The organism is Burkholderia sp. DN3021, from assembly GCF_049805555.1.
GTDB lineage: Bacteria > Pseudomonadota > Gammaproteobacteria > Burkholderiales > Burkholderiaceae > Burkholderia > Burkholderia pyrrocinia_C.
Map to the genome: position 1 here is coordinate 113,553 of NZ_JBNCAB010000006.1, position 11,891 is coordinate 125,443.

Below are 11,891 nucleotides of genomic sequence, written 5' to 3' on the forward strand. Positions count from 1 at the left end.
TTCGCCCCCCGGCTCCGCAATCCATCCCCATTTCCCAAGACCCACCCCGCCACCCCTCATCCACGGCAAAAGCCGGGATTTCCCTAGGCTGACATATCGGCGCTCACGCGGTTAAATAAATCAACGTGATTTATTTAATGCGCTGCCGCACAGCGCAACATGGAAGGAGACGCCATGAGAAGCCCGCACATCGGCCAGGGAAGTAATTCGGCCAACGTGCGCCGTTACAACGAGCGCCTGCTGCTGAAGACGCTGCGCCGCGCAGGCAGCGCGTCGAAGGCCGACCTTGCGCGTCTCGCGAGCATGACGGGCACGGCGGTCGGCAGCATCATCGCATCGCTCGCCGATGCGAAGCTGATCGAATTCGCGGGCCGCACCGAAGGCCAGCGCGGCCAGCCGGCATCGTTGATCCGCCTCGACCCGCGCGGCGCATTCGGCATCGGCGTCCATCTCGACCGGATGCGCATCGAAACCGCGCTCGTCAACTTCGCGGGCGACGTGCTCGGCCGCCGCTCGCACGACACGCTGCTGCCCCCTCCCGCCGACGTGCTCGAGATCGTGCGTCACGACATCGACGCGATGCAGGCCCTGCTCCCCGACCACGAACGCGCCCGCCTGACCGGCATCGGCGTCGCGCAGCCTTACAACCTCGGCGCGTGGATGCGCGAACTCGGCCTCGCGCCCGACACGTTCCGTGCATGGGAAGACGTCGATTTCGCGAGCGACCTCGGTCATGCGGTGTCGCTGCCCGTGTTCGGCGAAAACGACGGCAACGCGGCCGCGATCGCCGAGCTGTTCTACGGATACGGCCGGCAGTGCGACGACTTCGTCTACCTGTTCATCGGACCGGCGATCGGCGGCGGCATCGCGATCGACGGCGACTGCCTGCGCGGCGTGACCGGCAATGCAGGCGACATCGCCGTGATTCCCGTGCCGCCGAGCCGGCTGGCATCCGCGCCGCCGCCGCGCGGCCCGTGGGACATCCTGCTCGCGCGCGCCTCGCTGCACGCGCTCGTACGCCATCTGCGCCATCACGGCGAGACGGTCGAGAACCGCGCCGATCTCGCAGCCTGCATTGCCCGCGGCCTGCCGGCCGTCGACGAATGGATCAACGACTGCGTCGACGCGCTCGCGCCGGCGTTGCGCGCGGTGCTGTGCGTGGTCGATGCGCCGGTAGTCGTGATCGACGCCGATACCGACGCGGGCCTGCTCGACGCGGTCACGACGCGCCTGCGCTCGGCACTGGTTGCCACCGCGCCCGAAGCGCGCGGCACGCCGACGCTCGTGCGCGGCACGTTCGGCGCCGACGCCGGCGCGATCGGCGCGGCCACGCTGCCGATGTTCTTCAACTTTTCCCCGCGGGCCGGCATCCTCAAGGGCGCCCGCACCGACTCGCAGGAGGTCAACCATGTCGCGGTCTGAGTCCCGCCCGCTGCTCGAAATGCGCCGGATCAGCAAGACGTTCCCGGCCGTGCGCGCGCTCGACAATGTCAGCCTGACCGTCTATCCGGGCGAGATCCACTCGCTGATGGGCGAGAACGGCGCCGGCAAATCGACGCTGATGAAGATTCTGTCGGGTGCGTATCGCGCCGACGCCGGCGGCGAGATCCTGATCGACGGCGAACGCATCGACATCGACGGCCCGCTGGCCGCGCGCGATGCGGGCGTCGCGGTGATCTACCAGGAGCTGTGCCTGTCGCCGAACCTGACCGTCGCGGAAAACATCTACGTCGGCCGCGAACTGCGGCGCGGCAACCGGCGCTGGGGCACGATCGACCGCGCGGCGATGGCGCGCGGCTGCCAGGACGTGCTCGCGCGCCTCGGCGCATCGTTCGGCCCCGAAACGCTCGTCGACACGCTGTCGATCGCCGAACAGCAGCTCGTCGAGATCGCGCGCGCCGTGCACACCCGCGCCCGCATCCTCGTGATGGACGAGCCGACGACGCCGCTGTCGTCGCGCGAAACCGAGCATCTGTTCCGCCTGATCCGCCAGTTGCGCGAGGAAGGTCTCGCAATCATCTACATCAGCCACCGGATGGCGGAGATCTACGAACTGTCCGACCGCGTGTCGGTGCTGCGCGACGGCGCATACGTCGGCACGCTCGAACGCGAATCGCTGTCGGCCGAGCGTCTCGTCGCGATGATGGTCGGCCGCGACATCTCCGGCTTCTACAAGAAGGAACACGCGCCGTACGACCCCGGCCACCTGCTGCTGTCGGTACGCGACATCGCCGACGGCGCGCGCGTGCGCGGCTGCAGCCTCGACCTGCATGCCGGCGAGGTGCTCGGCATCGCCGGGCTCGTCGGCGCGGGCCGCACCGAACTCGCGCGGCTGATCTTCGGCGCCGAACCGCGCGTGCGCGGCGACGTGAAACTGGCCGGCCGCACGTTCGGCGCACACTCGCCGCGCGACGCGATCGACGCGGGCCTCGTCTACCTGACCGAAGACCGCAAGCGCCAGGGCCTGTTCCTCGACATGAGCGTGCGCGACAACATCAACATTTCCGTCTGCAACCGCGATGCACGGCTCGGCGCGCTCGACCTCGCACGCGGCGCCGCGCGCGCGCGCGACGCGATTTCCTCGCTGTCGATCCGTGTACCTCACGCGAACGTCAACGTCGGCGCGCTGTCGGGCGGCAACCAGCAGAAGGTGCTGCTGTCGCGCCTGCTGGAGACGAAACCGCGCGTACTGATCCTCGACGAACCGACGCGCGGCGTCGACATCGGCGCGAAATCCGAGATCTACCGGATCATCAACGAACTGGCCCGTGCCGGCGTGGGCGTGATCGTGATCTCGAGCGAGCTGCCCGAGATCATCGGCGTCGCGGACCGCGTGCTCGTGATGCGCGAAGGCGAGATCGCGGGCGAACTCGGCGGCCACACGCACACGCCCATCACGCAGGAAGCCATCATCGCGCTCGCGACCGGCTCGCAGGCCGAACTCGCCGACGCGCACTGAGCCGCGCTCTTTCATTTGGCTCTTACAATTCAGGTTACCGAAATGATCAACCCGACCAAGCAGCGGAACCTCGCTTCCGCGACGGCCCATCCGGTGGGCGATCGTACTCCCCAGTTGCGCACCGCCGATCATCGCGCACGCATGCAGTCGCTGATACGCACCGCCGGCATGCTGCCGGTGTTGCTGGTCCTGTGCGTCGGCTTCGGCTTCCTGACCGACGGCTTCTTCACGCTGCAGAACCTGTCGATCGTCACGCAGCAGGCGTCGATCAACATCGTGCTCGCCGCCGGCATGACCTTCGTGATCCTGACGGGCGGCATCGACCTGTCGGTCGGCTCGGTGCTCGCCGCCGCGGCCGTCGCCGCGCTGATCGCGTCGACCATTCCCGGCTGGGGCTGGCTCGGCGTGCCCTTCGCGCTCGTCGTCGGCCTCGTGTTCGGCGCGATCAACGGCGGCCTGATCTCGTTCCTGCGCCTGCCGCCGTTCATCGTCACGCTCGGTGCGATGACGGCCGTGCGCGGCGTCGCGCGCCTGATCGGCAACGACACGACCGTGTTCAATCCGCAGTTGCCGTTCGCGTTCATCGGCAACGGCACGATCCTCGGTGTGCCGTGGCTCGTCGTGATCGCGTGCGCGGTGATCGCGATCTCATGGTTCATCCTGCGCCGTACCGTGCTCGGGATGCGGATCTATTCGGTCGGCGGCAATCCGGAAGCCGCACGCCTGTCGGGCATCAACGTGCGGGCGATCCAGATGTTCGTGTATGCGGCGTCGGGGCTGCTCGCGGGCCTCGGCGCGGTGATGTCGGCCGCGCGGCTCTATGCGGCCAACGGCCTGCAGCTCGGCCAGTCCTACGAACTCGACGCGATCGCCGCGGTGATCCTCGGCGGCACGAGCTTCGTCGGCGGCGTCGGCTCGATCGTCGGCACGCTGATCGGCGCGTTGATCATCGCGGTACTGACGAACGGACTCGTGCTGCTCGGCGTGTCCGACATCTGGCAGTACATCATCAAGGGGCTCGTGATCATCGGCGCCGTCGCGCTCGATCGCTACCGCCAGCGCGATTCGGCGCGCACCTGACACCGTTCCCGTCCATTCAACCTTGCGGCGCAGGCAGGCACGCCTGCGCCCGTCTACCAACCAACCTCACGGAGACACAACGACATGTTCAAGCACAAAGCCGCCCTGACCGCCGTCGCCTGCGCACTCGCATTCGGCGCTTCCGTCGCGCACGCAGCCGACAAGCCGCTCAAATCGATCGGCGTCACGGTGGGGTCGCTCGGCAACCCGTACTTCGTCACGATCGTCAAGGGCGCCGAAGCGCGTGCGAAGCAAATCAACCCGAACGCGAAGGTCACCGCCGTGTCGGCCGACTACGACCTGAACAAGCAGTTCACGCAGATCGACAACTTCATCTCCGCGCACGTCGACATGATCCTGCTCAACGCAACCGACCCGAAGGCGATCGAGCCGGCAGTGAAGAAGGCGCAGGCGGCCGGCATCACGGTCGTCGCGGTCGACGTCGCGGCAGCCGGCGCGAATGCGACCGTGCAGACCAACAACGTGAAGGCCGGCGAGCTCGCGTGCGACTACATCGCGAAGAAACTCAACGGCAAGGGCAACGTGATCATCGAGAACGGGCCGCAGGTGTCGGCCGTGATCGATCGCGTCAACGGCTGCAAGACCGTGCTCGCGAAAAACGCGGGCATCAAGCTGCTGTCGAGCGACCAGGACGGCAAGGGCTCGCGCGAAGGCGGGATGAACGCGATGCAGGGCTATCTGACGCGCTTTCCGAAGCTCGATGCGGTATTTACGATCAACGACCCGCAGGCGATCGGCAGCGATCTCGCCGCGAAACAGCTGAACCGTCCGGGCATCGTGATCACGTCGGTCGACGGCGCGCCCGATATCGAGGTTGCGCTCAAGTCCAACACGCTCGTGCAGGCATCGTCGAGCCAGGACCCGTGGGCGATGGCGCAGCAGGCCGTCAACGTCGGCTACGGGATCATGAACGGCCAGAAACCGGCCAATCCGATGATCCTGATCGAGCCGATGCTCATCACGCGCGACAACGTGAAGACCTACAAGGGCTGGAGCGCCCCGCGCTGATCGCGCCGCCCGTCCACTGAACCGGGGGGTGCCGGGCGGCGTCCCCGCGCGGGGGGGCGGGCGCCGCCCGCCCCGCCCGCTCACATCAACCACTGCACGGCCGCGCCACAAGGTTTCAACATGACGACGACGCTCCCCCGCCTGATCGTATTCGGCGAAGCGCTGACCGATTTCATCCGCGACGACGCGCAGCGCTGGCACAGCGTCGCCGGCGGCTCATGCTGGAACGTTGCGCGCGTCGGCGCGCGACTCGGCGCGCCGACGGCCTTCGCCGGCACGGTCAGCCGCGACATCTTCGGCGACGAACTGATGCGCAGGAGCGCCGACGCGGGGCTCGACATGCGCTTCATCCGGCAGGTCGACCGCGCGCCGCTGCTCGCGATGGTCGTGTCGAAGCAGCCGCCCCACTATTTCTTCATCGGCGAGAACAGCGCCGATCTCGCGTTCGATCCGGCGGACCTGCCCGCCGGCGCACTCGACGCGGCCGAGATCGTGCACATCGGCTCGCTCGGCGTCGTGCGCGAGCCGCTCGCGTCGCGCCTGATCGAGGTGGCGCAGGCCGCGCGCGCGGCCGGCAAGCGGATCTCGTTCGATCCGAACTACCGTGCGCCGATGGCCGCGCCGTCGTATCGCGACACGCTGCGCCGGCTGGTCGCGCTCGCCGACTGGATCAAGGTGTCCGACGAGGATCTTCACGGGCTGTTTCCCGAACTCGACGAAACGGCCGCACTCGCGCAACTGCGCGCGTGGGCGCCCGATGCGACGATGCTCGTTACGCGCGGCGCATCCGGCATGCAGCTCCTGCATCGCGACACCGTGCTGTTCCAGCCCGCGTTCCCGACCGAGGTCGTCGACACGGTCGGCTGCGGCGACGCCAGCATCGGCGGCTGGCTCGCGAGCCAGCTTGCGCGGCCCGATGCATCGCCCGCCGAGCATCTGCGTTACGCGGCCGCGTGCGCGGCGGTCGCCTGTGCTCACGCAGGCGCCTATGCGCCGACGGCCGCGGAAGTGACCGATATGATCGATCGCGCTGCCGACGCCGTGCTTTCGCAATAGATCGCACTGACGCGCCGCCTCGTTACACGGCGGTCGTTCCGTCGCTGCCGTCCGGCTGCATGCCAGCCTGCAACAGTTGCAGACTTTCGTCGACGCTCAGTTCGGACATCGCATCCTCACGCAGCGTATCGTCCGCCGCGCGGCGCAATGCATGCAGCGCGTGCACCTTGAGCCTCACGATCGCGAGCCGCAGCCCGCGCGCCGTGCATTCGGCCGCGAACGTGCGCAACGATTCGATCGTCGTACCGTCGACATCCGGCGTTTCCTCGAGGCTCAGCATCACGGCATGCGTGTCCGGCGCGGCCTTCATCAGCGCGCGCACGCGATTCAGCATCCGGTCCGCGTTCGCGAAGAACAGCTGCGCCTCGGGCCGCACGATCAGCACGCCCGGCACCGGCTTCGCGTCGGCATGGCTCGCGACGTCGACGAAGTCATGGCTGTCGCGCAGCCGGCCGAGCACGCTGACGTTCGGCTCGGACAGCTTGCGCAGCGTCAGCAGCAGGCTTACGCCGATGGCCGCGAGCAGCCCGTGCAGCACGCCGAGCACGAGCACCGCGAGCAGCGCGGCGATCACGACGAGCCGGTCGCGATGCCAGTCCCAGTACGGCTTGAATACGGACGGATGCAGCGAGTGGCTGACCGCGAAGATCACGATCGCCGCGAGCACGGGCTCCGGCGTGCGCGCAAGCTGCGGCAGCAGCAGCCAGACGATCAGCGCGACCACGCCGGCCGCCCACAAGCCGGCGAAGCGCGACTGCGCGCCGGCCGCCTCGTTCGCCGACGTTGCCGAATAGCCGGCGCCGACCGGCATCCCGTGCAGCAGGCCCGACACGAGGTTCGCGCAACCGAGCGCGACGAGGTCGCGGTTCGGCGACACGCTGTCGCCATGCTTCAGCGCGAAGTTGCGGATCGATCCGTACGACTCCGCATACAGGATCAGCATCAGCGCGAACGCGAGCTCGACCGTCTGCATCCACGCGTTGCGGTCGAGCTGCGGCAGGCCGAATTCGATGTGCCGGAAATCGATGTTGCCGACGATCGCGATCCCGTATCGCCGCCAGTCGATCGCATAGCCGACAGCGATCGACAGCACGATCACGACGAGCGTAGCGGGCACGCGCGAGCGGCGCCCGAGCACGAACAGCAGCGCCAGCGCGGTCGCGCCGAGCACGACACTCGCGAGGTTCGCATGCGGGGCGCCGGTGATCAGGTCGAGCGTGACATGCGGCGCATCGCTGTGCTGCACGGAAATCGCGAGAATCTTCGGCAACTGCTTGATGACGATCGTCAGTGCGAGCCCGAACGTGAAGCCGCGCAGCACGGGCCGCGCGACGAAGTCCGACATGCCGCCGAGCCGCGCGGCGCCCGCCAGGATGAACAGCACGCCCGTCATCGCGACCAGCGCCGCCGCCAGCGCGAGTTGTTCGGCAAGCGCTATCCCCGATTCCGCGAGCACGGTCGCCGCGAGCACGGCAGCCGACGACGACGTCGACGACACGATCGCGAAGCGGCTGCTGCCCGTGAGCGCATAGACGACGAGCCCCGCCAGCAGCGCGATGAGACCGGCCTGCGGCGGCAGGTTGGCCAGCCCCGCATACGCGACCGCCTCGGGAATCAGCAGGCCCGCGATCGACAGGCCGGCCAGTGCATCGAGGCCGATGCGCCGCGCGGGCGGCGGCGAGGCCGCGTCGAGCGCGGAGAAATGGTCGGCATGCTGCGGGCCGGCATCGGGGCGGATCGGGGCGATCGTCATGAGGCGGTCGGCGCCGTGCGCCTGTCAGGGTTTGACGGCGATGACGCCCGACCAGCCGGGCAGATAGCGTGCATCCTGGTCGTGCGCGCGGTGCAGCGCGACGTCGAGCGCCTTTGCAAAGTTCTTGCGGATCTGGTCGAGCGACACGTGCTGGCGCAGGTAATCGGCCCACAGGAATTCGCTGAACGGCGTCGCGTCCTTCGCATAGCCGCCCGCCGTGCGCAGTTCGCCTGCAAGGCTGCGGTACGGATCGTCCATGAGCCCCGTCAGTACCTTCGGCAAATGCGCGTAGTCGCGACGCGACCCGTCCGCGCCGAACGGATGCACCCACTGGTTGTGCTCCATCATCCGCCAGAAGATCGTGTCGTCGAGCCACGACAGATCCTTCAGCAGCATCGCGTTCACGCGCGACTCGCCCTCCTCGATCAGCGCGAGGCCGAGATGGTGATGATCGGTGATGTAGTGCAGCCCGTCCGGGCCGAGGACGGCCGGGAACCAGTGCGATTCGATCGCGGCCTTGCGCGCGCGCTTGTCGAGCGCCTTCCAGTGCTTGCGCTTCGCCTTGACTTCGCGATAACCAACCGTCATCTGCGTCGGACGCAACGCGTCGAGCCTGACGGGAATGAGATGAACGTCGCGGCCGAGTGTCATGGTCGTACCCCATGTTGCGAAATTCCGGCAACGATACTCCTGATCGCGCGAGCCGTTAATACGTCATGACCTCGATACGCCGGCGATTGACGATCTCCGACAACCGCGCACGCGTGCACACGATACCGCGCTACGCGCGCAGATCGTTGCGCTCGAGACGATGGCGGATGTAAGGAATGCCGTCCTGCACGACGCTCACGCGACGCATCCCGAGCTTGCGCGCGACGTTCAGCGAACCGCTGTTGGCCTCGGCGATATCGGCGATCACGCGCGGCAGGCGCACGGTATCGAATGCATGCCGCACGACGGCGGCCGCGGCCTCGCTCGCGATGCCGCGCCCCCAGGTCGTGCGCACGAGCCGCCAGCCGATCTCGACGTCGCGCGCACCGTCCGCATAGTCGGGAATCAGCAGGACCCAGCCGATGAACGTATCGGGTGCGGCCTTCTCGAAGATCGACCAGTAGCCGAGTCCCGGCGGATAGTCGCGCGTGATCCGGTGCGTGACGAAGCGGCGATGCTCGACGGGATCGTGCCACGGGCCCGCGATATGCCGCGTGACCTCGGGATCGCGATCCATCGCGATGCACGCGTCGAGATCGGCCAGCACGCGCGGACGCAGCCACAGCCTGGCGGTTTCGAGCACGGGCAGCGCGGCATCGGAACGTTCGTTCATCGGGACTCCTGATTCGGTGACGATGCGCATCGAGCGCATTACAGAACAAATACAAAACGCCTTCCGGAATGATACAGATGCCTGTCGCCGGTCTTGCGCGGCGTCGTTTCCGTTTCCGAAACAGTTCATTTCGTAGGGATTATTCCCGATTCGGCGTTATCGCGCCCCACCTCGCATGGCGCCGCGGCCTACACTCGATCCGTGCCCGCGCACCGCGCGCAAGGCGGGCCGGCATCCGCATGCACATCGTGAGCGCGCAAGCCAACGAGGAGACCTCGGACATGAGCTGGACCCGCGAACAACGCAACGTCACGATCGCCGCCTACCTGGGCTGGACGCTCGACGCGTTCGATTTTTTCCTGATGGTTTTCGTGCTGAAGGACATCGCCGCCGAATTCGCGTCGACGATCCCCGCCGTTGCGTTCGCGCTCACGCTGACGCTCGCGATGCGCCCGCTCGGCGCGCTGATCTTCGGCCGGCTCGCCGACCGCTTCGGCCGCCGCCCGACGCTGATGGTCAACATCGCGTGTTATTCGCTGCTCGAACTCGCGTCGGGTTTCGCGCCGAGCCTGACCGCGCTGCTGGTGCTGCGCGCGCTGTTCGGCATCGCGATGGGCGGCGAATGGGGCGTCGGCTCCGCGCTGACGATGGAAACCGTGCCGACCCATGCGCGCGGTTTCGTGTCGGGACTGCTGCAGGCCGGCTATCCGAGCGGCTATCTGCTCGCGTCCGTCGTGTTCGGCCTCTTCTACCAGTACATCGGCTGGCGCGGCATGTTCATGGTCGGCGTGCTGCCCGCGCTGCTCGTGCTGTACGTGCGCACGCACGTGCCCGAATCGCCGGCGTGGAAACTGATGGAGAAACGCCCGCGCCCGAGCCTCGGAACCACGCTGAAGCAGAACTGGAAGCTCACGATCTACGCGATCGTGCTGATGACCGCGTTCAACTTCTTCTCGCACGGCACGCAGGATCTCTATCCGACGTTCCTGCGCGAACAGCATCACTTCGATCCGCATACCGTGTCGTGGATCACGATCGTGCTGAACATCGGCGCAATCGTCGGCGGACTGTCGTTCGGTGCGATCTCGGAACGGATCGGCCGGCGCCGCACGATCTTCATCGCCGCGCTGATCGCACTGCCCGTGCTGCCGCTGTGGGCGTTCTCGAGCGGCCCGGTTGCCCTCGCCGCGGGCGCGTTCCTGATGCAGATCTCGGTACAGGGCGCGTGGGGCGTGATTCCGGTCCACCTGAACGAGATTTCGCCCGACGAAATCCGCGCGACCTTCCCCGGCGTCGTCTACCAGCTCGGCAACCTGCTCGCGTCCGGCAACGCGACGATGCAGGCCTCGCTCGCCGTTTCGCACGACAACAATTACAGCTTCGCGCTCGCGCTCGTGGCCGGCATCGTCGCCGTCGCGATCGCCGTGCTGATCCTGTTCAGCCGCGAGCGGCGCGGCATCGACATGACGCAATCGGTCAATACGCGTAGCACGGTCGGCTGAACCCGCACATTGACGCATCGCACCATCGCGCGCGCCCCGCCACTCGGGGTCGCGCGCCACGCTTGCCGCAGTTGCACATCGAACTAGAGGAATTTGTCCAGATTCCCCGCTTGCCCGCTCCGCCCGCGTTTTTTTATCTTAATAAAAACGACTGTTTGAATCAGACAATCAAATCACCTGTTCGCGGCCGGGCGACCGGCATGGGAGGCGGAACATGGCAGTAAGTCAGGAGGGGCGGCCATCCGCGGGACGGCCGTCCGGGGCGCGATCATCCGGCCCTCGGCAGACCGGCGGGACGAAGGCGCGCATCCTCGATGCGGCCGAGGACCTGTTCATCGAGCATGGCTTCGAGGCGATGTCGATGCGGCAGATCACGTCGCGCGCGGCGGTCAACCTCGCGGCGGTCAACTACCACTTCGGCAGCAAGGAAGCGTTGATCCACGCGATGCTGTCGCGCCGGCTCGATCAGCTCAACCAGGAACGCCTCGGCATCCTCGACCGCTTCGATGCGCAGCTCGGCTCGCACATCACGTGCGAGCACGTGCTCGGCGCGATGTTCATTCCCGCGCTGAAGGCGTCGCGCAACCCGGAACGCGGCGGGCCCGGGTTCCTCCGGCTGATCGGCCGCGCGTACACCGATCCGTCGCCGTTCGTGCGCAACTTCCTGACCGCGCACTACGCGAGCGTCGCGGGCCGCTTCTTCGACGCGTTCCAGCGCGCGTTGCCGCACCTGCCGCGCACGGAGCTCGGCTGGCGGCTGCACTTCGCGATCGGCGCGCTGTCCGGCGCGCTCGCGGGCGCCGAGACGGAAAGCCTGATCGACGAGTTCTCGCAAGGCCGCACGATGAACGACGTGCAGATGATCGCGCGGCTGTCATCGCTGATCGTCGCCGCGCTGAAGGCGCCGATGCCCGACAGCGCCCAACTGTCGATTTTCGCGGCCGTGCTCGACGACGCGGGAGCGAGCGAAGCGTTCGGGCTGCCGTCGAGTGCGGCAGCCGCCGAGTCGGCGACGCTGCATTCCGCGAACTGAGCGCGCGGGGCCACGCGCGACTTCCTGTTCACGATTTGATTGATACGCGGGGTCATGCGGCGCGTCGAGGCGCCCGTGTTGATCGCCCGTGAAGCATGGGGCGCGGGCAGGCATCGAAGCGCCTGCCCGCGCCGAAAGCAAAGACCGGAGACACG

At 67.6% G+C, this 11,891-nt stretch carries 10 protein-coding genes; 7 read left to right on the top strand and 3 right to left on the bottom strand.

Annotated elements, in window-relative coordinates:
- The first annotated feature begins 174 nt into the window (after positions 1 to 174).
- The 5 genes from ACPUER_RS05635 to ACPUER_RS05655 all read left to right on the top strand — a co-directional run bounded on the left by ACPUER_RS05635 (position 175) and on the right by ACPUER_RS05655 (position 6,124).
- Positions 175 to 1,422, top strand: coding sequence for an ROK family protein (locus ACPUER_RS05635; protein ID WP_425130577.1), 1,248 nt, complete (start codon positions 175 to 177; stop codon positions 1,420 to 1,422).
- On the top strand, positions 1,409 to 2,959 hold the full coding sequence (locus ACPUER_RS05640; RefSeq protein ID WP_310134314.1) for a sugar ABC transporter ATP-binding protein: 1,551 nt from the start codon (positions 1,409 to 1,411) through the stop codon (positions 2,957 to 2,959). Before ACPUER_RS05635 ends, ACPUER_RS05640 begins: the two co-directional genes overlap by 14 nt.
- Before the next feature lie 42 nt (positions 2,960 to 3,001).
- Positions 3,002 to 4,039 (top strand): ABC transporter permease subunit, encoded by a 1,038-nt coding sequence (locus ACPUER_RS05645; protein ID WP_034184063.1) that lies wholly within the window; start codon positions 3,002 to 3,004, stop codon positions 4,037 to 4,039.
- 84 nt (positions 4,040 to 4,123) lie between these two features.
- A complete protein-coding gene (locus ACPUER_RS05650) occupies positions 4,124 to 5,068 on the top strand; it encodes an ABC transporter substrate-binding protein (protein ID WP_175961530.1) in 945 nt (314 codons plus the stop codon).
- Positions 5,069 to 5,188: 120 nt separating this feature from the next.
- A complete protein-coding gene (locus ACPUER_RS05655; protein WP_310134321.1) occupies positions 5,189 to 6,124 on the top strand; it encodes a carbohydrate kinase in 936 nt (311 codons plus the stop codon).
- Positions 6,125 to 6,146: 22 nt separating this feature from the next.
- Here the strand turns inward: ACPUER_RS05655 and ACPUER_RS05660 are convergent, their stop codons facing one another.
- The 3 genes from ACPUER_RS05660 to ACPUER_RS05670 form a co-directional block, all read right to left on the bottom strand.
- Positions 6,147 to 7,877 (bottom strand): SulP family inorganic anion transporter, encoded by a 1,731-nt coding sequence (locus tag ACPUER_RS05660; RefSeq protein WP_175961532.1) that lies wholly within the window; start codon positions 7,875 to 7,877, stop codon positions 6,147 to 6,149.
- A gap of 24 nt (positions 7,878 to 7,901) precedes the next feature.
- Entirely contained in the window at positions 7,902 to 8,528 is a 627-nt protein-coding gene (locus ACPUER_RS05665) for a ParB-like protein (RefSeq protein ID WP_310134324.1), read from the bottom strand.
- Positions 8,529 to 8,658: 130 nt separating this feature from the next.
- Positions 8,659 to 9,201, bottom strand: coding sequence for a GNAT family N-acetyltransferase (locus ACPUER_RS05670; RefSeq protein WP_175961534.1), 543 nt, complete (start codon positions 9,199 to 9,201; stop codon positions 8,659 to 8,661).
- A gap of 281 nt (positions 9,202 to 9,482) precedes the next feature.
- Between ACPUER_RS05670 and ACPUER_RS05675 the strand changes: the two genes are divergently transcribed.
- Together ACPUER_RS05675 and ACPUER_RS05680 are read left to right on the top strand one after the other, a co-directional pair.
- Positions 9,483 to 10,703, top strand: coding sequence for an MFS transporter (locus tag ACPUER_RS05675; protein ID WP_034184267.1), 1,221 nt, complete (start codon positions 9,483 to 9,485; stop codon positions 10,701 to 10,703).
- Between the two features lie 214 nt (positions 10,704 to 10,917).
- A complete protein-coding gene (locus ACPUER_RS05680) occupies positions 10,918 to 11,736 on the top strand; it encodes a TetR/AcrR family transcriptional regulator (protein ID WP_175961535.1) in 819 nt (272 codons plus the stop codon).
- Positions 11,737 to 11,891: the final 155 nt, after the last annotated feature.

Excerpts from the sequence above, each read along its gene's own strand:
- ACPUER_RS05635 (WP_425130577.1), top strand. The coding sequence starts at position 175 with ATGAGAAGCCCGCACATCGGCCAGGGAAGTAATTCGGCCAACGTGCGC.
- ACPUER_RS05640 (WP_310134314.1), top strand. The coding sequence starts at position 1,409 with ATGTCGCGGTCTGAGTCCCGCCCGCTGCTCGAAATGCGCCGGATCAGC.
- ACPUER_RS05645 (WP_034184063.1), top strand. The coding sequence starts at position 3,002 with ATGATCAACCCGACCAAGCAGCGGAACCTCGCTTCCGCGACGGCCCAT.
- ACPUER_RS05650 (WP_175961530.1), top strand. The coding sequence starts at position 4,124 with ATGTTCAAGCACAAAGCCGCCCTGACCGCCGTCGCCTGCGCACTCGCA.
- ACPUER_RS05655 (WP_310134321.1), top strand. The coding sequence starts at position 5,189 with ATGACGACGACGCTCCCCCGCCTGATCGTATTCGGCGAAGCGCTGACC.
- ACPUER_RS05660 (WP_175961532.1), bottom strand. The coding sequence starts at position 7,877 with ATGACGATCGCCCCGATCCGCCCCGATGCCGGCCCGCAGCATGCCGAC.
- ACPUER_RS05665 (WP_310134324.1), bottom strand. The coding sequence starts at position 8,528 with ATGACACTCGGCCGCGACGTTCATCTCATTCCCGTCAGGCTCGACGCG.
- ACPUER_RS05670 (WP_175961534.1), bottom strand. The coding sequence starts at position 9,201 with ATGAACGAACGTTCCGATGCCGCGCTGCCCGTGCTCGAAACCGCCAGG.
- ACPUER_RS05675 (WP_034184267.1), top strand. The coding sequence starts at position 9,483 with ATGAGCTGGACCCGCGAACAACGCAACGTCACGATCGCCGCCTACCTG.
- ACPUER_RS05680 (WP_175961535.1), top strand. The coding sequence starts at position 10,918 with ATGGCAGTAAGTCAGGAGGGGCGGCCATCCGCGGGACGGCCGTCCGGG.